This is a genomic window from Bacillus sp. FSL H8-0516 (genome assembly GCF_038635285.1).
In the GTDB taxonomy this organism is placed as follows: Bacteria; Bacillota; Bacilli; order Bacillales; family Bacillaceae; genus Bacillus; species Bacillus safensis.
Genome location: NZ_CP152051.1, coordinates 748,439 through 773,385 on the forward strand (window position 1 = coordinate 748,439; position 24,947 = coordinate 773,385).

The 24,947-nt window shown below is 42.2% G+C and carries 24 protein-coding genes; 14 read left to right on the plus strand and 10 right to left on the minus strand.

The window, feature by feature from the left end:
* The first annotated feature begins 12 nt into the window (after positions 1-12).
* The 3 genes from MHB67_RS03515 to MHB67_RS03525 are packed head-to-tail and all read left to right on the plus strand — an operon-like array spanning position 13 to position 3,041.
* Entirely contained in the window at positions 13-924 is a 912-nt protein-coding gene (locus tag MHB67_RS03515) for a putative nucleotide-diphospho-sugar transferase (protein WP_103132305.1), read from the plus strand.
* Positions 921-2,111, plus strand: coding sequence for a glycosyltransferase family 2 protein (locus tag MHB67_RS03520; protein WP_024424576.1), 1,191 nt, complete (start codon positions 921-923; stop codon positions 2,109-2,111). Before MHB67_RS03515 ends, MHB67_RS03520 begins: the two co-directional genes overlap by 4 nt.
* Positions 2,112-3,041, plus strand: a complete 930-nt coding sequence (locus MHB67_RS03525) for a putative nucleotide-diphospho-sugar transferase (protein ID WP_024424577.1) — start codon at positions 2,112-2,114, stop codon at positions 3,039-3,041.
* A gap of 31 nt (positions 3,042-3,072) precedes the next feature.
* Here MHB67_RS03525 and MHB67_RS03530 read toward each other — a convergent pair whose 3' ends face one another.
* Together MHB67_RS03530 and MHB67_RS03535 are read right to left on the minus strand one after the other, a co-directional pair.
* Positions 3,073-4,311, minus strand: coding sequence for an MFS transporter (locus MHB67_RS03530; RefSeq protein ID WP_095407927.1), 1,239 nt, complete (start codon positions 4,309-4,311; stop codon positions 3,073-3,075).
* Between the two features lie 147 nt (positions 4,312-4,458).
* The gene (locus tag MHB67_RS03535) at positions 4,459-6,498 is read right to left on the minus strand and encodes a penicillin-binding transpeptidase domain-containing protein (RefSeq protein WP_342492793.1); all 2,040 of its coding nucleotides are present in this window, start codon (positions 6,496-6,498) and stop codon (positions 4,459-4,461) included.
* A gap of 210 nt (positions 6,499-6,708) precedes the next feature.
* Between MHB67_RS03535 and MHB67_RS03540 the strand changes: the two genes are divergently transcribed.
* Complete coding sequence (locus MHB67_RS03540; protein WP_342492794.1) at positions 6,709-8,172, plus strand: DASS family sodium-coupled anion symporter; 1,464 nt, start codon at positions 6,709-6,711, stop codon at positions 8,170-8,172.
* A 5-nt stretch (positions 8,173-8,177) separates the two neighbouring features.
* Here the strand turns inward: MHB67_RS03540 and MHB67_RS03545 are convergent, their stop codons facing one another.
* Positions 8,178-8,525: a hypothetical protein gene (locus tag MHB67_RS03545; protein WP_282569463.1), complete on the minus strand. Its 348-nt coding sequence runs from the start codon at positions 8,523-8,525 to the stop codon at positions 8,178-8,180.
* A 92-nt stretch (positions 8,526-8,617) separates the two neighbouring features.
* Between MHB67_RS03545 and MHB67_RS03550 the strand changes: the two genes are divergently transcribed.
* Entirely contained in the window at positions 8,618-8,845 is a 228-nt protein-coding gene (locus MHB67_RS03550) for a hypothetical protein (protein ID WP_039177063.1), read from the plus strand.
* Here the strand turns inward: MHB67_RS03550 and MHB67_RS03555 are convergent.
* Positions 8,826-9,305, minus strand: a complete 480-nt coding sequence (locus MHB67_RS03555; RefSeq protein ID WP_024424582.1) for an Hsp20/alpha crystallin family protein — start codon at positions 9,303-9,305, stop codon at positions 8,826-8,828. The genes MHB67_RS03550 and MHB67_RS03555 overlap by 20 nt on opposite strands.
* A 65-nt stretch (positions 9,306-9,370) precedes the next feature.
* Here MHB67_RS03555 and MHB67_RS03560 point away from each other — a divergent pair, with 65 nt between their 5' ends.
* Both MHB67_RS03560 and MHB67_RS03565 read left to right on the plus strand, forming a co-directional pair.
* Positions 9,371-9,628 carry a hypothetical protein gene (locus MHB67_RS03560; protein ID WP_003213975.1) on the plus strand — a complete coding sequence of 86 codons (258 nt, stop codon included), beginning with the start codon at positions 9,371-9,373 and terminating at the stop codon, positions 9,626-9,628.
* 6 nt (positions 9,629-9,634) lie between these two features.
* On the plus strand, positions 9,635-9,868 hold the full coding sequence (locus MHB67_RS03565; RefSeq protein ID WP_103132309.1) for a hypothetical protein: 234 nt from the start codon (positions 9,635-9,637) through the stop codon (positions 9,866-9,868).
* A 38-nt stretch (positions 9,869-9,906) separates the two neighbouring features.
* Here the strand turns inward: MHB67_RS03565 and MHB67_RS03570 are convergent, their stop codons facing one another.
* Positions 9,907-11,298, minus strand: coding sequence for an amino acid permease (locus MHB67_RS03570; RefSeq protein WP_025092665.1), 1,392 nt, complete (start codon positions 11,296-11,298; stop codon positions 9,907-9,909).
* Positions 11,299-11,478: 180 nt separating this feature from the next.
* Positions 11,479-12,552: a glycosyltransferase family 2 protein gene (locus MHB67_RS03575; RefSeq protein ID WP_103132311.1), complete on the minus strand. Its 1,074-nt coding sequence runs from the start codon at positions 12,550-12,552 to the stop codon at positions 11,479-11,481.
* A 132-nt stretch (positions 12,553-12,684) separates the two neighbouring features.
* Between MHB67_RS03575 and MHB67_RS03580 the strand changes: the two genes are divergently transcribed.
* Positions 12,685-14,568 carry an ABC-F family ATP-binding cassette domain-containing protein gene (locus MHB67_RS03580; RefSeq protein WP_087978286.1) on the plus strand — a complete coding sequence of 628 codons (1,884 nt, stop codon included), beginning with the start codon at positions 12,685-12,687 and terminating at the stop codon, positions 14,566-14,568.
* Positions 14,569-14,590: 22 nt separating this feature from the next.
* Here the strand turns inward: MHB67_RS03580 and folE2 are convergent, their stop codons facing one another.
* The gene (gene folE2, locus MHB67_RS03585; RefSeq protein WP_044335031.1) at positions 14,591-15,487 is read right to left on the minus strand and encodes a GTP cyclohydrolase FolE2; all 897 of its coding nucleotides are present in this window, start codon (positions 15,485-15,487) and stop codon (positions 14,591-14,593) included.
* Positions 15,488-15,630: 143 nt separating this feature from the next.
* On the opposite strand from folE2, the gene MHB67_RS03590 reads away from it, so the two are divergent.
* Together MHB67_RS03590 and MHB67_RS03595 are read left to right on the plus strand one after the other, a co-directional pair.
* Entirely contained in the window at positions 15,631-16,056 is a 426-nt protein-coding gene (locus tag MHB67_RS03590; RefSeq protein ID WP_024424586.1) for a MerR family transcriptional regulator, read from the plus strand.
* A gap of 56 nt (positions 16,057-16,112) precedes the next feature.
* Positions 16,113-17,303, plus strand: coding sequence for an MFS transporter (locus MHB67_RS03595; protein WP_151863214.1), 1,191 nt, complete (start codon positions 16,113-16,115; stop codon positions 17,301-17,303).
* Between the two features lie 47 nt (positions 17,304-17,350).
* On the opposite strand, the gene MHB67_RS03600 is transcribed toward MHB67_RS03595, so the two are convergent.
* Complete coding sequence (locus MHB67_RS03600; RefSeq protein WP_024426645.1) at positions 17,351-18,904, minus strand: ABC-F family ATP-binding cassette domain-containing protein; 1,554 nt, start codon at positions 18,902-18,904, stop codon at positions 17,351-17,353.
* A gap of 152 nt (positions 18,905-19,056) precedes the next feature.
* Here MHB67_RS03600 and MHB67_RS03605 point away from each other — a divergent pair, with 152 nt between their 5' ends.
* On the plus strand, positions 19,057-20,199 hold the full coding sequence (locus MHB67_RS03605; protein ID WP_133744855.1) for a DEAD/DEAH box helicase: 1,143 nt from the start codon (positions 19,057-19,059) through the stop codon (positions 20,197-20,199).
* 37 nt (positions 20,200-20,236) lie between these two features.
* On the opposite strand, the gene MHB67_RS03610 is transcribed toward MHB67_RS03605, so the two are convergent.
* Both MHB67_RS03610 and MHB67_RS03615 read right to left on the minus strand, forming a co-directional pair.
* Positions 20,237-21,241: an NADP-dependent oxidoreductase gene (locus MHB67_RS03610; RefSeq protein ID WP_171464045.1), complete on the minus strand. Its 1,005-nt coding sequence runs from the start codon at positions 21,239-21,241 to the stop codon at positions 20,237-20,239.
* A 120-nt stretch (positions 21,242-21,361) separates the two neighbouring features.
* Positions 21,362-21,739 carry a YfmB family protein gene (locus MHB67_RS03615; protein WP_171464046.1) on the minus strand — a complete coding sequence of 126 codons (378 nt, stop codon included), beginning with the start codon at positions 21,737-21,739 and terminating at the stop codon, positions 21,362-21,364.
* A gap of 221 nt (positions 21,740-21,960) precedes the next feature.
* On the opposite strand from MHB67_RS03615, the gene MHB67_RS03620 reads away from it, so the two are divergent.
* The 3 genes from MHB67_RS03620 (at position 21,961) to MHB67_RS03630 (ending at position 24,929) form a co-directional block, all read left to right on the plus strand.
* Positions 21,961-22,308 (plus strand): general stress protein, encoded by a 348-nt coding sequence (locus MHB67_RS03620; protein WP_034282732.1) that lies wholly within the window; start codon positions 21,961-21,963, stop codon positions 22,306-22,308.
* Positions 22,309-23,267: 959 nt separating this feature from the next.
* Positions 23,268-23,924, plus strand: a complete 657-nt coding sequence (locus tag MHB67_RS03625; protein ID WP_024424594.1) for a methyltransferase domain-containing protein — start codon at positions 23,268-23,270, stop codon at positions 23,922-23,924.
* A 279-nt stretch (positions 23,925-24,203) separates the two neighbouring features.
* Positions 24,204-24,929, plus strand: coding sequence for a GTP cyclohydrolase II (locus tag MHB67_RS03630; protein WP_024424596.1), 726 nt, complete (start codon positions 24,204-24,206; stop codon positions 24,927-24,929).
* The last annotated feature ends 18 nt before the right edge of the window (positions 24,930-24,947 follow it).

A 24,947-nucleotide genomic window follows, 5' to 3' on the forward strand; every position in this document is an offset into this window, starting at 1 on the left:
AGGTGTAAAAAGATGAACAGCATATATTGTACGGTTCTTTCAAGTGGAAGACTTTATCAAGCCATTGCGTTTTTCTTATCGTTGAAGCAAGTAGAAGATGATGCTGTCATCAAGACGTTATGCATGGATGATGCTGCATTTGATTTGCTTCATCAAATGAATTTTCCGCATGTGGATCTTGTTCATGTACGGGAGCTCGAAACACCAGAGCTGCTGGAGAAAAAAGAGGAACGGGATGCATCGGAATATTGCTGGACCTTAAAGCCGATTTGGATTGAGTGGTTATTTGAACAGGAGCAGGCAGAGAGCGTGACCTATCTTGATGCGGATTTGTTCTTTTATGAGAGCCCTCAGGTGATTTTTCAACATCAGCCGAATGCTTCTGTTTTAATTTCGAGAGGGGATATTGTCATTCCAAGCTTTGATGCAGAGGAAGTGAGGATGCTTCAGAAGCTTTTAGGACGCTATAACTCAGGCTTTCTGCATTTTAAAGGAGATGAAGCCGGACGAAAATGCCTCAGCTGGTGGAAAGAAGAATGCTTAAAAGAATGTAAAAATGCACCGGGAGAAGGCAAGTTTGGCGATCAAGGATATCTAGATCATATGCCGAGGCTGTTTGACAAAGTAGAAGATATTGAGACAAAAGGCGTGAATATTGGTCATTGGAACTATGGGCAGCATTCTTATCGGGAAGAGAATGGACGTATTCTTCTGGAGGATGGGCACCCGCTCATTTGCTATCATTACAGCGGCTTTCGGATTGTGAGCAAGGATGAGATGCAGCAAATTCATGAAAAAGGACGAAATGACCTGCCGTTTTTCCAAGAAGCCTATCGGCAAGTGCTTCGCCATGTGATTGAATCTGTGGAGCAGGTCGATCCGCTGTTTAACGGCTATGCCAAACGGGAGGAGGATGACGCATGAACGAAAAGCCAAAGGTAAGCGTCATTATTCCAAGCTATAATGCCAAAGAGCGTTTAGAAGGAAGCCTTTTTTCATTAACGCTTCAGGAAACAGATATTCCATTTGAGGTCATTGTTGCCGATAATGGCTCAACGGATGGCACGATGGAAATGCTCGAGAATATTGAGGTGAACTTCCCATTTAAAAAGGTGCGTATTCCTGTCAATCAAGGGATTGCAAAGGGGCGTAATCATGCCATTCGCGAGGCGGAGGGAGATCTGCTCATTTTTCATGACAGTGATATGCTGGCAGAACCGAGATTTATTCAAAAGCATGCAGAGGCTCATGCTGACAGGGAGGATCTTGTCATTTGCGGTGTGTGCTGGAAGCGGATTTATCGCTATTTTTACAAAGCTTTTGATAAGGATCATATGAAGCGGTTGAAAAAGCAAGGACTGTATAAACGGAAAATGGAGGACAAAACGCCTCTTTTATCATTGGAAGAAGTCGAAAATGGTGCATTTTTAGAGAAAAGCTTCGATTTGCAGTCTGAGTTTATTGATATTCTGAAAGACATTTTGGAAACGTACCACTATGATTTAGGTTCTTATGAGCTGCCATGGCGATTTTTTATTACAAATAACTCCTCTGTTAAACGTAAGCATGTCATGGCATTAGGGATGTTTGATGAAAATATCGTTCGGTACGGATTTGAGGATTATGATTTAGGGATTCGATTGAATCAGCTTGGTCTCTCCTTTGAATTGCGAGAGGATATCATGAGTGTGCATCAAGAGCATCCAAGTAATTTAACGTCATTTGATGACATCAAATACAACATTTTGTATATGTGTGAGAAGTATAACAATATTGATTCCATTGATGTCCACTTGGCTTTCTCTGGTCCGTTTTCTCACACTGTGACAAATGATATTGTGAAAGAAGTTCGGCAGCTGCGTGAGAATCCAGCATTTGATGACCTGTTATCCTATTTTTTAGAGCTGCTTCATTTGATCACAGAACGGAATGTAGGCATCAAGCGGGATAAAAAAGATATGTTGACAGCCAAGCATGTTCCTTTGAAAAAGCTGGCAGAAGCGGCGCAGCTTGCACGTGAGGAGTATGGCTGCATGGTGCTAGTAGAAGCCATTCAAGGGCTGACGAAAGAGCTGTTGCGCGTTGATTTGTTCCAAGTGGATGTGTTGTAAATGGCGTCTTATCACTTTACAACCATTGTGTCGAATACCCATGTTTTTAAGCTTTTGGCGCTGATTCATTCGCTTGAACAAAACGCGCATGCCTTCAAGCTGTCCGTTTTATGTGCAGACCCTTTGGCTTATAAGGTATTAAAGGAGTTCCCTCACCCGCATGTTCAATATGAACAGCTTGAGGACATTGAAGATGATACGCTGCGGAAGGCAAAAGAAGATCGAACGTTTCATGAGTATTGCTGGACATTAAAGCCTGCTTTTCTGCTCAACATTCTTGAGTCCTCAGATGCAGATTATCTGGCCCATCTGGATACGGATTTGTATTTTTATCATGATCCGGAGGCGATTTTTGCAGAAAATCCAAGCGCTCATTTATTTTTGACGGATCATATGAATTCCAAGCGGTTCTATCATTTTTATGAGCTGTCTGGCCGCTTTAATACAGGGTTTGTAGGCTGCCGTAACACAGATGTTGCCAAACAGGCAGTCACGCAATGGAAAGAAAACTGTCTGGCCCATTGTACAGTAGAAATGGATACAGAAAAAAAGACGTACGGAGATCAGCGGTATGTGGAAAGATGGGTTGATGATTTTGAAGGGGTTCATATCGTTGCATCTAAAGGAGCCAATGCGGCGATTTGGAACATTGAAAACTACAAGCTTTCAGTTGTAAAAGGAGATATGTATCTCGACGAATGTCCACTCTTGTTCTATCATTTTTCTGCCTTTACGATCATTGACGAGAATACCTTTAACCTTAATTGGTATTATTATATGAAAGAACAGAAGCTTGTGGATCATTTGTATATTCCGTATGCCGACTTGGTTCATCAAAAGATTAAGCAGGTACAAAAGGTATTTCCAGAATTTAAGCAAGGATTTATTGCGAAGAAGCATGTTCCTGACACGCATTTTTATGAGAGATGAAAAAACCGCTCATTATTGAGCGGTTTTCTTTTTATGATTCATTCCATTTGGAGATGGTTTGGTCGCTAGGAAGTAAGAAGGCTAGGATGCCTAATATCGGTAAAAAGGCAACACCGATCATGGTAGGTGTTAAGCCGAAGGCATCAATGAATGAGCCGAGGGCAACCGATCCGATTGCACCCATACCAAACGCCAGCCCAACAGTTAAACCAGACATTGTGCCAATTTTCCCGGGAAATAGTTCTTGGGCATAAACCACGGTGACAGAGAAGCTTGATGTCAAAATGAGCCCAATCAGCCCGAGTAAAACATAAGCAAAAACGGGTCCGGCAAATGGCAGCAGCAGGGCAAGTGGGAAGGATGCCAATAAGGAAACTAAAATGACGTTTTTCTTGCCAAAGCGGTCTGCAAGCGGCCCGCCTAAAAATGTCCCAATTGCACCTAGAATGAGAAATAAGAAAATATAAGTCTGTGATTCTTTAATCGTCAAACCATATTGTTCAATCGCATAAAACGCATAGAAATTCGAAATGGCATTTCCATACCAAGAGCGAGCAAAGATGAGAAAGACGATAATGCCAAGTGCAATGAGTGCTGATTTACGATGAATATCAGATCTGACAGCTTTTGCAGGAGCTTTTTTCGCTTCGGCCCGAATGGTTTGAAGCCTTCCTGCGTACCATCTTGAAATATAAAGAAGAAAACCGACCGCCATCATTCCAACAATCGTAAACCAAGCCACGCCTGTCTGACCGAGCGGGACGAGCATTAATGCAGCGATAAGCGGAGCAAAGGCTTGACCTGTATTCCCGCCTACTTGATAGATGGACTGTGCAAGTCCTCGTCTTGGACCAGCTGCCATGTTGGCAACACGGGAGCCCTCTGGATGGAAGATCGCAGAGCCAAGTCCGATAAAGACAACGCAAAGCAGAATGGTGGCAAACGACGGAGCAAACGCGAGTCCGAATATACCGACAGCACTTGAAAATAAAGCAATCGGAAGTGCATAAGGCATCGGCCGTTTATCTGTGTACCACCCAATAGCTGGCTGCATCACGGAGGAGACCATATTTAATGTAAAAGCAATCAGCCCTAATTGTGTAAAGGTCAGCCCCATTGAGCGTTCCAAAATAGGGAACATCGCAGGAATAACGGCTTGTAATGTGTCGTTCAGCATATGACAAATACCAATAATCAATAAGATGGGATAAACCGTTGAGCCGGTAACAGAATGTTGAGGTTTATCCTTTGTACGAGCAGCAATGGCCAATGAGACTTCCTCCCTTCATTTATCTGTTTTCTGATTTTTTCATTCTTCTCATTTTATTCATAAGGTGAACTATAAAACAATAGCAAATTGTCATGATTTAGAAAAAAAGAGACACAAGCATTTGATTGAGCTTGTGTCTCTAAAGAGTTATTTGTAAAAAGAAGCAATGACAGGCTTCATTTTTTGAACGACGAGTCCGCTGCCGCCGCGGTTTTTCACCCCTTCGATCATGCCGACGAGGACGTAATCTTCTTTTTTAGGATTAAACGCAAGTAAAAATCCATTTTCAGTGCCGTCTGTTGCACCTTGTTTGCTTTTTAATTCTGCCGTTCCCGTTTTAGCGGCAATATCCGCTCCTTCGATTTGTAAGGAGTGGGCTGTTCCGTTTGGACTGGTCACGACCTTAGTCAATGCGTCTTTCACTGTGTCTGCCGAGCCTTCTTTGATGATTTGTTTTGGTGATGCTGTTTTTTCATCTTGAATCACTCGAGGGTAGACAAGCTTGCCTCCTGTAGCAAATGGAGAATAGGCATGTACTTGTTCAATCGGTGACATGAGTAATTCGCCTTGGCCATACGCCGAGTCAGCCAGTAAGATATCCGATTGAATACCATCGTTCGATACTTGTGCAGGCTTCATTGTAAATGGCATGTGTAAGTCTTCGCCAAACCCAAATGCTTTCACTTTTTTCTCGTAGGTGTCTTTGCCGATTTCGAGTGCTTCCTGTCCAAAATAAATATTGTCTGAGTACACAAGGGCATCGACCATATTTACTTTTTCTTTATCGTGAACACGTGTGATGCGATAATTTCCCCAAGATTGATCCTTTTGCCATTTCAGTCCATGAATGGTACGGACTTTGTCGGGCTTTGTGACACCTGTTTCCAGCCCAATGGCGGCTGTAATGGTTTTGAATGTGGATCCTGGTGCATATCGGCTCGCATATCGAGCTTGGAATGGAAGGTCTGGATTTTCACTGTATGCCTGATATTGCTTAGGTGTAATCCCGTTTGTCATGAGATTGACATCGTAGGAAGGGGTGCTGACAAGTGCTAATAGATCACCTGTTGATGGATTCATGATTGTGACGGCCCCTTTTTCACCTTTCAACTGATCATAGGATTTTTTCTGTAAAGAAGCATCAATCGTCAGCTTCACTGTTTTTCCATCTTTTCGATCTGATTTTTGTAATGTTTCTTCAATGCCTGTTTCATCATGGACGATGAGAATGCTTCCGCCATCTTGTCCCCGTAAGTTTTTGTCAAATGTGAATTCAAGGCCGGTTTTGCCGATGATTTGATCCGCCTTTAATGCTGGATTTCTTTTGATATCATCCGCATTTGCTTTTCCGACATATCCGGTGAGATGAGCGGCGGCTTTGTTATATGGATAGTAGCGCATTTCCTTCGTTTGATAGGTAACGCCATTTACGTCCTTTGGAATTGGCTTTTGTTTTAACATCGATTTGAGCGGGACAAACGTGTCGTCTGTGACCCATGCTTGTTTCAGCTGATTGTTGATGAGTTCTTCCTCTATATCAAAAGCTTTGCTGATCTTTTTGATATTGCGTTCTTTTTCTTCTCCTGTTCCGAGCTTACCTGGGATGACGCCAAGTGCGTTTCCACCAGTTGTTTCTGCGAGCGTACGTCCTTTTCGGTCGACAATGTTTCCGCGGACAGCTGGGTCAGATTTGACCTTGATGGTATCTCCTTTTTCCATTTGCGGGAAGATGAGATTTGGTTTCCAGTCCACTTTCCACTTGTCATCTTCTTCGGTGAGAATGCCCTTGTAAGACAGCTTATGCAGCTTGCCAAGAGACGTTTTCATCGTTACATCATAGGAGAATTGATACCCATCTCCTTTGTCCTGTTTTTCAACGTTGAGCTTTGATATGTTCAGATCATAAGCACCAATGCCGTTGAAAATATTGTCGTATTTTTCGGCTAGTTGTTTCTTTGAAAAGTCATTGGCTTTCAAAGATGCACTTGTCACCTCATCTGCCAGCTTCGTAAAGTCTTTCTTCTCCATATGTTTCGTAAAGCTTTGAGCGGCTTTTAAAGCCTCTTTTTCTTTTGAGAAAAGAGTATCTTTTAAGAAAAAGAAAGCAGCAGCGACTACGATGATGCTAAGGAGAGGGATGATGACTTTTTTCTGTTTCCAAAATGATTTTTTTTGACCCGTATACAATGAAAACACCTCAATTTTTTGATTAGATCCTCTATATTTTACAGTGATTGGTCGTGATTTGTATAGTTTCTCCTATGAAAATAGACCAAGGCATCATGTCATTGTTTGGGTAATGGGAGTAAAATAACAGCTATTCATCATGAAAGATATCTTCATTTTTTCTTATGATTTAAAGGATTTCTTAAAAGATCATCGAATGTTAGAAAAAATATGACAAGCGCTTTCAATAGGGGGGGAATTGTTATCGTTTATAAAAAGGTGAATTTGATTGGACTTGTTCTTGGACCGACACTCTTTTTGCTCGTTCTTTTTCTCATACCTGAAGATGAATTGACCTATGCTGCGAGGGTAGTCTTGGGCATTACAGCTTGGACAGCTACATGGTGGGTGACTGAAGCACTGCCCATTCCTGCTACATCTTTATTGCCCATCATCTTGCTGCCGACACTTGGCGGGCTTTCTATGGAACAGGCATCAAGGTCTTATGGAGATCCGATCGTCTTTATGTACATGGGAGGATTTATGATCGCAATTGCCATTGAAAAATGGAAATTACATAGAAGAATGGCTTTACACATTTTAAGGGTGATTGGCACAAGAAGTGACCGCATTGTCTTAGGTGTCATGATTGCGACTGCATTTTTATCTATGTGGATTTCGAATGCAGCGACAGCACTCATGATGCTGCCAGTGGCCCTTGCAGTGATTAAAGAGGTCAAGACAAATGAAATCTTATCTGGTCCATCTCTTGATCGATTTAGTAAAAGCATTTTATTGTCGGTAGCGTATTCTGCGTCAATTGGAGGTTTGGCGACACTTGTCGGGTCTGTGCCGAATGCGGTGTTTGCTGCGATGTCAAAAAAACTGCTAGATCGAGAGATTATGTTTTTCGAATGGTTTTTGTTTGGTTTTCCTGTTGCGATGATTTTGCTTATTCTCTTATTTTTGTATTTGACGAGGGTACAGTTCAAGGTAGAACACAAAGGTGAAATGAGTGCAGCGTTCATTCAAAAGGGATTAGAGGATTTAGGAAAAATGAAAAGAGAGGAAAAATGGGTATTTGTTGTTTTTCTCATGACGGCGTTCTTATGGATTTTTAAGCTCTTTTTTTTTGGAGGGGTGACCGTATCTGATACGTCTATCGCCATTTTCGGTGCCATGCTGTTATTTCTCATCCCAGCAACAAATGGAGAGAGAATATTAGAATGGCAGGATATGAAAGAACTGCCGTGGGGGCTTTTGCTTTTGTTTGGAGGAGGGCTTTCGCTCGCTACGGGATTTGCAGAAACCAATCTAACAGGATGGATCGGAGAAAATTTACAGCATTTAAACGGGCTTTCGTATATCATGCTGTTGATTATTTTAACGGGAGCGATTCTGTTTATGACTGAAATTATGTCTAATACGGCTGTCGCCAATATGATTATTCCGATAACGGTAGGGCTTGGTCTTGCGATTGGAATCGAGCCATATGGGTTAATGGCCGCGGCTGCTTTGGCTTCCTCCTGTGCGTTTATGCTGCCGATTTCCACACCGCCAAACGCCGCTGTCTTTAGTGCGGACGTGCTGAAAATATCTGATATGGTCAGGGCGGGTTTTTGGTTAAATATCATCAGTATTGTGGTGATTGTTCTTGCGGTCTATTTCTGGCTGCCGGTCGTGCTGAAAAGCTGAGCGCTTTAAGAAGATGAAGGCTTTGATCGAATCGAGACAACCGGTGTTTTTGTTTCTTTTGGCTTCGGTGTTTGTGCGGATTTTTTGATGCATGTGTCCTTTGGCGTGTAATAGGTTGCCCCAATATTGAGCCTGCCTTGAAGCTGGTCAATAGAAAGCTCCCCAAATTCTAAATGATAATCAATTTTGTCCACGCGCAGGGATTCAATATGGATGTGTGTATCCTCTGAGACAGGAGCAGCTGGTGCAGACATTTTTTGCTCAAGAGCGGCGAGCCTTTTTTCTAGCTCAATGACAGATGGGGATGGATTGGATTCAGTTTTTTTTAAGAGTGATTGAATGAAATGTTTCAAGTAGACCACAACCTTTTCTTCCGCCTTACTCTAGTCTATGGAAAAGCTATCTGATATATACTTATAGAGATGACAAGAAAGGGGAGACGCACATGCTGCCTACTCAGATTCACATTGCTCATATGAAAACGAATTCGATTGGCACAGGATCATCTATGACGTTTGGCTCGACGTTTGTTCGCAATCATTGCAGTACGATCAAACGAAACAATGGCTTTGGGGAACAGAATGCTGATGGCGTGATCACGATCCTGCCAATTGAAACAATTGATGATCGTGATCAAATAGACGCAGTGAGTATCAATATTCGTCATCTATGATGATAGCCGTTGCTTTTCCTTCATCTTTTTGCAGGCGGATGTAAAGTACACCGTCTTTAAAGGCAGCATTCATTTGACCAAGAATCATTTCTGGAAGGCGGATTTTCTTTTCAAACGGCCCATACTTCCCTTGCTTTTGGCGAAAGTCCTGCTCGTTAAAAAAGGAAAAACGCTGTCCTTTCACAACCAAATATTCACCATATGATAACACCTGAACATCTTCCTTTCGGTAGCCAGGCAAGTAAATTAAGTATTGAATTTCTGCATGGGTTTCCACCATGTCGATTGGAGGAAACGACGCATCTGATCCCCGCTGATCCTGCTGTGTGAATGTAAATGGAGATGGACCGTTTGCCATAAAGGGGGATCTTTGCTCATCATCGAAGATCATTTTCCAAAAATCATCTCCATGCATTTGCTGGGCAATATCCATCCACTGCTTCATTTTTTCGAAGTCCATGTGAAGACCTCCCGTTAACATACTTGATGGGTGCTTGCATATACCTATAAAAAGGAGGTTTATCTGTGGTTCAACCAACTCCGTATATCAATATTAATATTTTCATGTTAAAAATTAATTCCTTTGAAAATGCGTCGGCGGTGAATGTCGGACAAAATTTGTTAGCAGAGTGGCAAAACTCAGATAAAAAAAATCAGGGTTACGGACAGAATTTTGGAGATGCCAGCGGTTTTGTCGGTACAAAAAGCCATGTAGATGATCGAGATCAAGTGGACTCACCTGCCTCTTTTTCGCCAGCAGCTAAACCCATTCAAAGGAAGTGATGTGTGATGTTATTTTCACCCTCAGTTGTCAATGTCGGTGCTTTTAAAATCAATACAATGGATCGGGGTGCATCACTGACGCTAGGACCTTATCAGCAGATTGATTATTTTCTCTCGATGAAATTGAATCAAGGTTTTGGTGAGGACAATGGAGATTGTTCACCGCTTGTCATTCCGATTTCAAACGTGTTAGATCCAGATATGGTGGACTCAAATTCAGTCAAAAACAGCGTGATTTAAGCAAAAAAAAAAGAGACCGGGAACCCCGTGTCTCTTTTCTAATGTGTTTCATTAAGATGGCTTTTTCGTCTTGCATAGGTGAAATAGACAACAACACCGATGACGATCCAGATGAGGAAGGCTCTCCATGTTTCCCATTTCAGTGTGAAAGCCAAGATCATACAAATGACCGCACTAATTATAGGAAGGACAGGGACAAAGGGTACTTTAAAAGCTGTATTCATATTCGGATGTTTTTTCCGGAGTACGATCACAGCGATAGAGATCACCGTAAAGGCCGCAAGTGTACCGATGCTGACTAAATTAGCAAGTGTTGATAAGTTGACGAATCCAACGATACATGACGCAACAGCGCCTGTCAGCCAAGTGTTGGCAACCGGTGTCTTAGATTTTGGATGAACGTTTGAAAAGATTTTCGGCATAAGTCCATCTCGGCTCATGGCAAAGGTTAAACGAACCTGAGCGTAGACAAGTGCAATTAACACTGTCGTAATCCCGATAATAGCACCTGCGGATATAATGCCAGCGACACTATTCAGGCCAACCACTTGAAGAGCAAAAGCGACAGGATCACTGACATTCAGCTTCGTATAGTGAACCATGCCTGTTAAGACAAATGAAACCCCGATGTATAAAATCGTACAAACACCGAGCGCACCGATGATTCCGATTGGCATCGCCTTTTGCGGGTTTTTAACTTCTTCAGATGCATTAGCGATTGCATCAAATCCAAGGTAAGCAAAAAAGACAGTTGCCGCTCCAGCAATCACGCCATGGAAGCCCATTGGCATAAACGGTGTCCAGTTTTCAGGTTTGACGTAAGCAAAGCCTGAGATGATAAAGAGAAGGACGATGGCAATTTTGATCAGCACAATAATGTTATTCAGCTTTGTACTTTCTTTGACGCCTCTTGAGACGATAAAGGTGATGAGCAAAATAATGAGTGCGCCTGGAAGGTTAAAGACGGCCCCGTCAGCGGCTCCAGGTGCAGCTGATAAAGCCTTCGGTATGTGCAGGCCAAATCCGCTGAGCAGTGATTGAAAATAGGACGACCATCCACTTGCTACAGCAGAGAGCGCAATAACATATTCCAGCATGAGATCCCAGCCCATTAAGAAGGCGAGAAATTCCCCAAGTGTTGCGTAGGAATACGTATAGACGCTTCCTGACACAGGAATGGATGAGGAGAATTCAGCGTAGCAAAAAGCAGCAAGGGCGCATGCGATCGCAGCCAAAATAAAAGATATAATAATCGCAGGTCCCGCATCATTTGCCGCAGCAACCCCCGTAATGACAAAGATTCCAGTCCCGACCACACAGCCAATGCCAAGCAAGATTAAATCAAACGTATTCAACGAACGGCTGAGCCGCTTTGTTTGACTTTCAAGCATGAGCTGGTCGAGAGATTTTTTTCGAAATAAAGAACTCATGTTGACCTCCTAATGGATAAATCTTTTCGTAAGACGAATGTTAGTATATGCGCAAATGACAATTTAGTCAATTGGTTGAAAAACGCTTTAAATCACTAAAGTATTAAACGTCAAAACCGAATAAGTATATAAAAAGAGACATCCGCCGTGAAATCGAAGGCGGATGTGGTGACAGACGATCTATGTCTGTTCAGCAAATATTTTTTCATTGTACAGGACACTTGGATGAGTTGGATGATGGGCGGAGGAGGCATGGTGATGTATTTTGGCTTTTTCCAGGTCGCCGAGCTGATAATAACAGTAGCAAAGCTGAAGGTGAGGATACCACGTTTTATATTGTGTAAGTGTGAAGGCTGTTTCGTTTTCAGGAGCCTTCAGCGCCTGCTCATACCAAAAGATGGCCGCCTGATGTTTATTTTGTATTTTTAGATGATCCCCGATCCGGCAGCAAAACTCTGGCCGGGGCTGATCATATAAGAAGGATCGTAATAATGAGGATAAGGCCGATTCCTCGAAACCTACCGCATAATAGCAGTCCGCTAAATATTGGCATGTGCGAATTTCGTCCTCAATCCAGCACTGTTTTGTGTTTAAAAATTCATGATAAAAACGAATCGCCCTGACATGCTGCCCGTTGTCTCTTAATTCATTGGCAAAATAAAAGAGATCACGGGGTGTCATATCCTCTCCTTTTGCCAGCATGTCTTCATAAATTCGCAAGTTGCGCCCAGGCTCACCAGCAGTTGTTTTCTTGCGCTTTTGATGTGTGACAGCGATATCGGCTGAGAAAATGTTTCCATACACTTGAAGAAACTCATGAACGGCCCCGTACCACTGAAAGTTCAACGAACGCTTCACAAGGCGATTTCTTCTATATTTGAAATTGACTTGACCGTTTTCATCGAATCCCACATGATAAAACATTGAGACAGCATCCACCGAAGGATCAAGTGTTTTCTTAAGCTGAAGCAATTTTTGGCGGTCTTCTTCAAGCAGAACATCGTCAGCATCGAGCCATAAAACATACTCTTTCGTTGCATGTGAGAAAGCAAAGTTGCGTGCTTTTGCAAAATGCTGCACCCATTCAAAATCCAGTACCTTTGCTGAAAAAGAATGAGCGATCTCCTTCGTTTGATCTGTTGATCCCGTATCAACGATAATCATCTCATCGACAATGTCTTGAACAGAAGAAAGACAGTCTGCCAGCACTTCCTCTTCATTTTTCACAATCATACATAAGCTAATGGTTATCATCTTTAGATCACCTCTTCATAGTGTATCGAGCATCAAAAGGAAACATTCTTTTCAGCAGCGGGTTTTTTAAAACTAGTTTTCTGCTACTGGCTGATTTAAAATAAAGGAAGAATCTATGTAAGGGCTGATAAAATGAGTTTATTGAATGTTGAAGGATTATATAAAACCTATGGCGAGAAAACGCTGTTTGATCATATTTCGTTTCATATAGAACCGAAGGAGCGCATCGGATTGATTGGACCAAATGGTACAGGGAAGTCAACGCTTCTAAAAGTCATCGCGGGACTTGAATCGTTTGAAGAAGGTGACATCACGAAAGCAGGGACACTTGATATCGAATTTCTTGAGCAAGATCCTGAAATGAGCGGAACTGAAACGATTCTTGACTACATTTTTTCTGGAACGGCACCAATGATTCAAACGATGAAGGCCTATGAACAGGCACTCGCTGATTTAGAGCATGACCCGCAAAATGAGGCAAAACAAGAGGCGCTGATGCGCATGCAAAACCGAATGGATCAGGAAGACGCTTGGGATGCGAACCTTTCAGCAAAAACGATTTTGACAAAACTTGGTGTGAAAGATGTGAGCCGCTCTGTCCATGCATTATCAGGCGGACAGAAAAAACGTGTCGCCATTGCTAAAAATTTAATTCAGCCTGCAGGTTTGCTGATTTTAGATGAGCCAACCAACCATCTTGATAATGCCACCATTGAATGGCTTGAAGGATATTTAAGCCAATATAGCGGTGCTGTCATTCTCGTGACGCACGATCGTTATTTCTTAAACCGGGTAGCCAATCGGATTTATGAGTTAAATCAAGGACAGCTTTATACGTATAAAGGAAATTATGAAGTCTTTTTAGAAAAAAGAGCGGAGAGGGAAGCAGAGGCTCAGGTGAAAGAAACGAAGCGTCAAAACTTGCTTAGACGAGAGCTTGCATGGCTGAGACGAGGAGCAAAAGCAAGAACGACAAAGCAGAAAGCACGAATCGGCAGAGTCGAAGAGCTGAAGGATCAAAAAGGACCTGATGCGAAGGGAGAGCTTGATTTTGCCATCGGCTCGCACCGCCTAGGAAAACAAGTGATAGAGGCAGAAGACTTATCGATTTCATTTGCTGGCCAGACCCTTGTGGAGCGGTTTACAGATTTAGTCGTGCCGGGTGATCGTATCGGGTTCATCGGACCGAATGGAGTCGGCAAAACCACTCTGCTGAACTGTTTAGCGGGTAAAATCGAACCGACCTCAGGACAATTGACCATTGGACAAACCGTTCGTATTGGCTATTACACGCAGGATCACAAGGAAATGAATGATGAGCTGACCATCATTGAGTATATCAAGGAAACAGCGGAGATCGTCAAGACGTCTGATGGCGCCATTGTCACAGCAGAGCAGATGCTGGAGCGCTTCCTTTTCCCAAGATCGATGCAGCGGACGTTTATCCGTAAGCTGTCAGGGGGAGAACGCCGCAGATTGTATTTATTGAAGGTCTTAATGGAAGAGCCGAATGTTCTCTTTTTAGATGAGCCGACGAACGACCTTGATACAGAGACCCTCAGTATTTTAGAGGATTATTTAGAGCAGTTCCCTGGCGTCGTCATCACCGTGTCTCATGATCGTTATTTCTTAGACCGAGTGGTTCACCGCCTGCTTGTCTTTGAAGGAAATGGCCGCATTTCACACTTCCAAGGTGCTTACAGCGATTATATGGAACAGGAAAAAGAGCAGAAGCGGACAGAGACAAAGCCTGCTGAAAAACAAGTAGAAGCTGCGCCGAAAAAGAGAAAAAAACTTTCTTATAAAGACCAGCTTGAATGGGACGGGATTGAAGACCGGATACAGGCATTAGAAGAAAAACATCAGCAGCTCGAAGCCGGCATTGCGGAAGCAGGCAGTGATTTTGGGAAAATTCAAGAGCTGATGGACGAACAAAAAGCCGTTGCGGAAGAACTAGAACAAGCAATGGACCGCTGGACAGAACTGTCGCTTATGATTGAGGAATTAAATGAATAAAGAAAAAAACCTGTAGAGCGATCTACAGGTTTTTTTCATAGGAGCATTTGGCATACGCATCATGCTGGTGAATGGATTCCTCATTACGGCACTCGATTTGAAAGCTTTTAATCCATGGCTGCTCATATAGTTCGATGGCAATTAATCTTGTGATATCTTCTACAAAGCGCGGATTTTCATAAGCCTTTTCCGTCACTTTCTTTTCATCAGGTCTTTTGAGCACGGGATAAAGCGGTGCGCTCGCATTGGACTCAATGATATGTAAAAGAGCGGCCTTGATGTCGTCAGGATGCGATGCTTGTTCAAACAACCCTACTTGAATGGAAACAGATCCGCGCTGATTATGTGCACCATATTCACTGATTTCCTTGGAACAGGGACACAATGTCGTGACCTGTGCATCACAGCCGACGTGACAGGTCCATCCGTCCTTTTCATGAAAATGGACGTCATATTTGATAGTCGCATGCATCAAGCCTGACTGACCGGTGACTGGACTCTGTTTTTCCATGTACCATGGAAAGGCAACTTGAACGGAAGCAGAGGGCTGATTCATTTCCCGGGCGAGCGCTGCTGTCAATTCTTTTAGGCTATTCACATCAAGCGGCTTGCTGCTCTCATAAAACGAGTGCAACTGTTCAGTGAGCCGGCTCATATGAATGCCTTTTTGATGAGCTGGCAGGGATGTACTCAGTGAAAATTCAGCAGTGGTTGTCTGGCGCTGTGGTGCTGTTTTAGATACGATATGCACCGGATAGGACATGCGGCAGATCCCGACTTGTTCAAGATGAAAATAAAAGTCCTGCTCTGTTTTTTGAATGTCCGTCATGTCCTCTTTTTGCCAAGGCTTTGTGCCAGGACTTGGCGGTACAGATCCGAATAGCTGGTGCCGTTCTTCTTTAGATAGAAATGAGCGCATATAGTACCTCCTTTAAATCGTAATAATTACTATTTATTTTGCGATAAAACAGGAAGGAAATCAAGGGTTAAAAATTTGACGTTTACGTTAAGGTTATAAAGGTGTATAATAAAACATGAATTGATGAGCAGGAGGCACTGGTGATGGAATGGATGAAAATTGATCAAGTGGCGAAAAGAAGCGGACTGACAAAACGGACGATTCGTTTCTATGAAGAGATTGGTTTATTATCAGCACCAAAGCGGACAGAGGGCGGAGTCAGACTTTATTCAGAGGACGACATGGAAGAGCTAGAGAAAGTCATGCAGGCAAAAGAGGTACTCGGCTTTTCTTTACAGGAGCTTCAATCGTTTATGGAAATCGGAAAGCAGCTAGAGCTGAATAAAGAAGGCTACTTGCTGTCGCTTGATCCGAAGGAACGATTAGAGAAGCTGTTAGATATTGAGGCGCAGCTGACTGTGCAGCATCAATTGATTTCAAAAAAGCTTGAAACCATTCAATCCTTTAAAAAGGATCTTGAAGCGATGAAAGAAAGAGCGGCTCATGCAATTGAGCAATTACAAAAATAAACACCTCTGCGTGTTTATTTTATTTTGTCAACATTTGAAGGAAAGGTTCTGATGGAATGAAGGAAGAAGAAGTGTTGAAACAGCGTACAAGTCTGCTTAGGCAGCCAAAAGCCGTTTGGGCTGTTGCCTTTGCGTGTGTGATTTCGTTTATGGGAATAGGACTCGTGGATCCGATTCTGCCAGCCATTGCATCGCAATTACATGCATCTCCAAGCCAGGTGTCTCTTTTATTTACAAGCTACTTACTTGTGACCGGCTTTGTGATGTTTTTCACCGGCTTTATTTCTAGCCGGATTGGTGCGAAATGGACATTATTAGTAGGACTCATTTTTATTATTGTTTTTTCTGCTTTAGGAGGTACTTCTTCAACGATTAATGAATTGATTGGCTTTAGAGGCGGATGGGGCATTGGGAATGCTTTATTTATTTCAACTGCACTCTCTGTCATTGTCGGTGTATCTGTTGGAGGAAGTGCGAAGGCCATAATTTTATACGAGGCAGCATTAGGTCTTGGGATATCGGTTGGACCGCTGCTTGGCGGTGAGCTTGGAACAATTTCTTGGCGCGGGCCTTTCTTTGGCGTTGCCGTGTTAATGCTCATTGCTCTTTTAGCGATTACCTTTATGCTTCCACCTATGCAAAAGCCGCAGAAAAAAGTGAAATTTTTCGAGGCTGTCGGGGCGTTAAAATATAAAGGACTTTTAACGATGGCATCTGCCGCTTTCTTATACAATTTCGGTTTCTTTGTGCTTTTAGCGTATTCACCATTTGTGCTCCATCTTGATGAGCATGGACTTGGTTATGTCTTTTTTGGTTGGGGGCTATTTTTAGCTGTGACCTCCGTCTTCTCAGCGCCGGTCATTCATCGCAAACTTGGGACATTGACCTCACTTGTGGTTCTGTTTGCTTCGTTTGCTGTAATCTTATTCGGCATTGGGGTATGGACGGCTCATGTTGTGGTCGTGATATGCGGAATTGTCATTGCTGGGGGAATTCTCGGTATGATCAATACAGTGCTCACAACAGCTGTGATGGGGTCAGCACCGGTTGAACGTTCAATTGCTTCATCCTCTTACAGTGCTGTACGGTTTATTGGGGGCGCGATCGCTCCTTGGATTGCCGGAGTTCTCGCTGAATCGTATACAGCAAGTACACCTTATTATGTCGGGGCTGCTGTTGTTCTTCTAGGCATGATTATTCTGCTCCTTGGACGTAAGCATTTGGTGAATATCAAAGCAGGTCATTAATTAGAAAAAGGCCTTATATCTGCAAAAGATATAAGGCTTTTTTGTCGTTATAATACTTTTGTCGTCCAAGATTCGCAATTCCAAGTTTCGGTTGCCACATCTTGATAAAATTCAGGTTCGTGAGAAATCAATAAGACGCTGCCTTTATATTCTTTTAACGCGCGTTTTAGTTCTTCTTTTGCATCGACATCTAAATGGTTTGTCGGCTCATCGAGAACAAGTAAGTTGGTTTCTTCGTTGATCAGCTTGCAAAGACGGACCTTTGCTTTTTCTCCTCCGCTTAATACAGACACACGGCTTTCAATATGTTTTGTCGTTAATCCGCATTTTGCAAGAGCGGCTCTGACTTCATATTGCGTGTAAGAAGGGAAGGTGCTCCATACTTCTTCAATACAAGTATTGCTGTTTTGCTCTTTTACTTCTTGCTCAAAGTAGCCAATATGCAAGAATTCTCCACGTTCCACCTCACCAGAAATAGGTGTGATTTCCCCAAGAAGACTTCGGAGTAGCGTCGTTTTTCCGATACCGTTAGCACCGTACAGCGCAATTTTTTGCCCGCGTTCCATTTTCAAATTCAATGGGCGAGAGAGCGGTTCATCATAACCGATGACCAAATCTTTCGTTTCAAAAATCAGTTTCCCAGACGTACGTGCCGGTTTAAAGTGGAATTCTGGTTTTGGTTTTTCTGCTGCCAGTTCAATCATATCCATCTTATCCAGTTTCTTTTGACGGGACATCGCCATATTTCTTGTGCTGACACGTGCTTTGTTTCTTGCGACAAAATCCTTTAGTTCAGCCACTTCCTGCTGCTGTCTTTTATAGGCTGCTTCAAGCTGCTGCTTCTTAACTTCGTACACTTGTTTAAATTGATCATAATCACCAACATAGCGCGTGAGCTCTTGATTTTCAACATGATAAATCAAGTTGATGACACTGTTTAAAAACGGAATATCATGTGAAATGAGGATAAACGCATTTTCATATTCCTGTAAATAACGCTTCAGCCATTCAATATGCTGCTCATCCAAATAGTTGGTCGGCTCATCGAGAAGGAGAATTTCTGGCTTCTCTAACAGCAATTTCGCTAGCAGGACCTTCGTACGCTGACCGCCGCTGAGCTCCGTCACATCACGGTCCAATCCAAGATCCGTTAACCCAAGACCTCTTGCAATCTCCTCGACCTTGGAATCAATGATATAGAAATCATTGTTTGTCAGTGCATCCTGAATGACGCCAACTTCCTCTAACAGCTTTTCCAGCTCATCAGGATCGGCTTCACCCATTTTGCCATAAATGTCATTCATCGCGGCTTCCATTGAAAATAAATAATGGAATGCATCCTGAAGGACTTCACGGATCGTTCTTCCCTTTTCTAGCACGGTATGCTGATCAAGATAGCCGACACGGACATTTTTCGCCCATTCGACTTTTCCTGCATCTGGCTCCAGCTTGCCAGTAATAATATTCATAAACGTTGACTTTCCTTCACCGTTGGCGCCGATTAAGCCGACATGCTCGCCTTTTAATAAACGGAAGGACACTTCGTGGAAAATGGCTCTGTCGCCAAAGCCATGACTTAAATCTTTAACAGATAATATCATTTTTTACACCTCAAATAGATTCAAAACGGCTAGTGCCTCTCATGATTATATCGAACTGTCCGGCTCGATAAAAGCATCAAAAGAAAAATTGCGTTTCAAAGCTGATTTTGAGATACTAAAGGATAGATTGAATGAGGATAAAGGAGATCGACATGACGGAAAATTGGGCATTTTTGAAAGAAGCAAAGCCATTTATTCAGGAAAACTTTCAAGCGGCTGGCTTCGAAAAACCAACAGCTATACAAGAAAAAACAGCAGAGTGGATTACGGAGAAGCGTGATGTGATCGCAGAATCGCCAACTGGGACGGGGAAGACACTTGCGTATGTACTGCCGCTTTTAAATAAAATTGATGTCAATATCAAGCATCCCCAAGTCTTAATCTTGGCACCTTCAAGAGAGCTTGTGATGCAAATCTTTGATGTCGTGCAAGAGTTCAAGCAAGGATCAGACATCAAAGCGGTTTCCTTGATTGGTGGAGCGAACATCAAGAAGCAGCAAGAAAAACTAAAGAAACATCCGAACATCGTTGTGGCGACACCGGGCCGAGTACAAGAATTAATCAAAATCAAGAAACTGAAAATGCATGAAGTCAAAACGATTGTATTAGACGAAGCAGATCAGCTTCTTGTGCCAGAGCATATGAAAACGATCCAAGGGATCATTAAGTCCACATTAAAAGAAAGACAAATCCTTTGTTTTTCTGCAACGTTGAAAGATGAAACCGTTCAGCTGATCAAAGAAATGACATCTGAACCAGAAGTATTGAAAATTGCTAGAAGCGAGGAAGAAGCGCAGAAAGTGGGTCACTATTATCTGTTATGTGATCAGCGTGACAAAGTGAAACTGCTGCAAAAGCTATCACGGCTTGAGGACATGCAGGCGCTCGTTTTTGTGCGTGACATTACGAACTTAAGCATTTATGCAGAGAAATTAGCGTACCATCATGTCGACCTTGGTGTCCTTCATAGTGAAGCAAAAAAAGCTGAACGTGCTGTGATTTTAAAATCATTTGAACAGCGTGAATTCCCGCTCCTCCTTGCAACAGATATTGCAGCAAGAGGAATTGATATTGATGATCTCCCATATGTGATTCATGCAGATATGCCAAATGAAGAGGGCTACATCCACCGTTCAGGCAGAACCGGACGCGCAGGAAAAGAAGGCGCAGTCATCAGTCTTGTCACACCTCAAGAGCAATCAATGCTGAAAAAAATGGCGAAAAAGCTGAATCTTTCGCTTGAAGAAATTGTGTATAAGCAAGGCCAGCTGCACCTTGCGCCCAAGCAGGCATAAGAAAAGGACCCTCCATTATTGGCAGGGTCCTTTTTTGTTATGAAATTTTGACAAGCTGTTTTCCGACATTTTCCCCTTTGAATAGTCCAAGGAATGCGTCAGGAATGTTGTCAAAGCCTTCTATGATTGTTTCTTTATATGTGAGTTTGTCTTCTTTTACCCATTGTGCGAGATCCTTCGCTGCCTCTCCAAAACGATCTGAATAGTTGGCAACGATGAAGCCTTGCATCAATGCGCTTGTTTTGATGAGTTTTGTTTGCACACGCGGCCCGATGTCCTCGCTTGTGCTAATATTATAAGAAGAAATGGCGCCGCACACTGGAATGCGTGCAAAACGGTTTAAATGATTCATCACCGCATCTGAAATCTCGCCGCCAACATTGTCAAAGTACACATCAACGCCGTTAGGGCAGGCTTTTTCAATGGCATCATTTAAATCATTTGTTGTTTTATAATTAATCGTTTCATCAAAGCCCAATTCTTTTAAATAAGCGAGTTTATCATCAGATCCGGCAATTCCAACGACGTGTGCGCCTTTGATCTTAGCGATTTGTCCTACAACAGAACCAACAGCTCCTGCGGCTCCAGAGATGACAACTGTCTCGCCTTCTTTTGGCTGGCCAATCGCAAGCAGGCCGAAGTAAGCGGTTTGCCCTGGCATGCCCAAAATGCCTAAATAATAGGACAATGGCGCAATGGACGGATCAATTTTAGTCAGAGATTCAGCTTTGGCAGTGGAATATTCTTGCCAACCAAGGAATCCAAGGACAAAATCACCCTTTTCAAATTGAGGCGATTTCGACTCAACGACTTCTCCGACGACACCGCCCTGAATCACTTCATTTAGCTTGAACGGAGGTGTATAGGATTTTGTATCCTGCATTCGTCCTCTCATATAAGGATCTACAGAAACATATTTCGTTTGAATCAAGACCTCTCCCTCTTGCGGCACAGGTATATCTACTGTTTCAAAATGAAAAACATCTTTTGTAGGTAATCCTTTTGGACGTTTGGCTAATTGAATTTGCTTTTGTTGACTCATGTCAAATCCTCCCTTTCACTTACAGCCTAGATTTACATTAACATGATGCTTCTTTTCGTTCAAAACATACGGTCTTTTCAAAACACACACAAAAAAGCAGCCGCCATCTTATCGAAGGGACTACTTTTTCTGAAAAGATACAGAGAGGAGCGGCGGGAGACAGCCAAACAGCTGATACACATCCGCATCACGTTCTTTTAACAAATATTCGTTTGCATTTTGCATGGAGGCTCTCATCATATCGCGCGTCACAAAAGGAAAAAGGATATTCAAATATGAGGACAACATATCTTGTGGATCTTGTTCAATTGACTCGATATCTCCAATGTTAATAATGATGGAAAAGAGATAATCAATGGAGATGCGAAAGTGCTGTTCGGCAAACAATGTAAGCGGCTTTGTATTTGCTTCTTCAGGATTCCACTTTTGAAAAAGCTGTTTCACCAAATCACTGACAACCCAAGCATTAAACTGCTGCTCCGCTGAAAAGTAATACATCAGCTCTCCCTCATTTCTAGCCTCCAGTATAAGAATTGTACAACAAATCAACAGGATTGAACATAATAATTCAGAAAATTTAGTCATTTTTACAGGCTTTTTGTCAAAAATAAGTCGATAGACATGGTACGTCGATCAAGTAAATTGGATGTGCTCGTGGAAGGTTTAATGTCAAAAGTGACGGGTAAAAGATTCGTAAGACGTTAAAGGAGGAATATAAAATGAAACCTGTTGTAAGAGAGTATTCAAATGATGAAACACTTCAAAAAGATGTAGAGCAATTAAAGGCACTCGGTGTTGCAAGAGAGGACATTTATGTTCTGTCCCATGACGATGATCGAACAGAGCGTATTGCAAATAATGCAGATGCCAATACGATTGGCTCAAGAGAAGTTGGACTCAAACATGCGGTTGGGAACATCTTTAGTAAAAAGGGCGATGAGCTTCGCAATAAAATTCATGAAATTGGTTTCTCAAAAGAAGAAGCTGAGACATTTGAAGAACATTTAGACGAAGGGAAAGTCCTTCTCTTTGTCACAGATCATGAAAAAGTGAAAAACTGGGCGTAATCGCCAATCGAAAAAGCCTCTTACTTTTGTAAGGGGCTTTTTTTCATGCTTCTATGTCTAAAAGAGAGACATATATCTTTTTTACGATAATAAGTAAATACATAAGTATGGAATAAATAGTAAACTCTCTAATTGAAAATGCCGTTATACCAATGAAAATCATGAAGAATCAGAAAAAATAGTCGAAATATCACAAAAAATCATTCGGGAAATAATTATTGTATCTTTCTATTTTGATTTAAAATTAAATAAAAAACTTGTGTAATTTAGTAGATAAATTTCTTAGTTCTATTGGTTTAAGTTGTATTTTTGTGTAGAAATAAGTGTTTTAAGGTCAAAAAACCACGAAAAATACCTGTATTTTCAATTAGAAAATTCATTTTAATGTTTAGGAAATAATTTGTTGACAAAATAAACTAAAAACAATATATTTGGCTTAATCCAGTCATTATGGAATTAGTTGTTAAATTTCCGGCGGGTTTATTCGAAGCATAATCTAGTGAAAGGGGGTGGCAAGAACCAAAGCGTAAGCGCCTCTTAGATATAAAAATGTCTACTAGAACTGAACAAATCGTCGTTTACTTGAAGAAAAAATGATCGCCATTCTAAACAGTAGATTGATCTTTCTACTAAAAACACAGTGTAAGAGATTGTTCAAAAGACGTTAAGTCCTTATAAAAAAGGGAAAGCGGTTTCAATAAGAAATGTGAGTTGATCGAACGGTGAAGGAGGTGAACTCATATGAAAAAAAGAGAGAACAAGCTGAGGCGATGCGGCCTTCGAACGGCTGCATATGAGGATGAATGCTGAAAAAGAAGAGTGAACATGTGGGGTGCTTCTCTCCTTTTTCAGAAAAACAGATTTTCCTAAAAAATCCATCTTTCATTTTAACATAAGGTTTTTGGCTTGAAAACCACCTTTGCCCGAAAAGAAGATTGTGAATTGAAGGAGGTTTCATGATGAAAAAGGCTTTGTACCATGAAGACAGTGGATTGTATTTAGAAAAGATGCGCATGGCATTCCAAGAGCATTATGAGCAAAGAACAGATATGTGGTCTACTGATCCATCCTTAACAGACGCAGCAGTGATGTCATTAAAGGCATGGCGTTCAAGGGAAAAGAATGCACTTGCTTCTGTGCTGGATATCGGGTGCGGCAACGGCCGTGCACTAGAACATTTAAGCGGGCTTTCCGCATATGTCGGTATCGACCTGTATGAGCATGAGGAGTGGGAAGGGTTACAGAAAAGAGAAACAGTTCCTGTCCATTTTGTTCATCAAGATTTTATGTCATGGTCCATGGATCAGGGACGCGGGATGCAGTTTGATTTAATTTTAGATCATGGCTGCTTTCATCATCAACATCCTGATGATCATGAACGTTATTTAAAACAGGTCTCTTCTTTACTTCATGAAGGCGGTGTCTTTTCACTTGTTGTCTGGGGAGAACAGTGGAAAACAGGATTAATCGGAGAAGATGGCCGTTTCCATTTTTCATTTTCAGATTCTCAGCTTGGCGAAAAAATTTGTACATCAGGTCTTGAGCTTGTATCCATATCACCGTTACAAGCGAAGGCTGGAATAAGCCAGCATCATGTCATTGCCGTCAAAATCTAGTACAAAGGTGAGTGATTCAAAGCTAGCAGAGGAGTTCATGGGAAGAAAGAGCGTCTGCCAATCAAGGGCGTTTGCTGCTCTGACAGAAAATAAAGCATATGAACCAAAATTTCTGCTCCTTTGTACTGGAAAAGGAAAGGTCTAAAACGATGAGAGACATCGCACATCCATTTCCTTCTGCGTGAGCACACAAGCTGAGGAGTGCGTACACATATTCATCACTCCATCACTGCGCTGTGGGATTCGATTTGGGTGCAGTGATGAATAGGGGGGAGACTAATGAACAAGTTTGTAGATGAATTACAATCAATGATTCATCATTTTACCTTTCAAGATAAACACTATTTGCTCGTGGGGCCTGTGAATCTGCCAATTTCCATTCAACATGAAGAAGTGCCATTTAAGTGGTATGCCTTCGCACCTGTTGAACGGGATACAAAACCAACGATCGAATCTATTGTCCAAATGAGTACCGCGCAGCAAACCTTTTCCTCTTGTCTCTTATTTGGCGACTTTGAAAATGAACGGCCGCCGCTTGTGCGAATCCATAGTGTCTGCCAAACAGGGGATGTGTTTGGGTCACTGAAATGTGATTGTGGTCCACAGCTTGCATTATCGCTGAAGAAAATCACTGATTACGGAAAAGGTATGCTTGTGTATATGGCCAATCAAGAAGGTCGGTCTATTGGGCTGATGGCAAAAGCGTTGACGTATAAATTACAGGAGATGCAACTGGATACTTTTGAAGCCAACCGCCTGATCGGCTGCGGGGATGATGATCGGCATTACGAGGAAGCAGCAGCTGTTTTGCACTATTTAAACAAAGGGAAACCATTGCATTTACTAACGAACAATCCAGATAAAGTCGATTCTATTGCAGCTTATGGTCTTCCTGTTTTGCGGTTTGATCATACGGTCGAAGCCTCTCTCTACAATGAAGCCTATTTAAAGGCAAAAGCAGCCTCAGGGCATATGGTCGATGAGAAGAAATTAATTAATCAATAGACGAGTTTATTGAAAGAA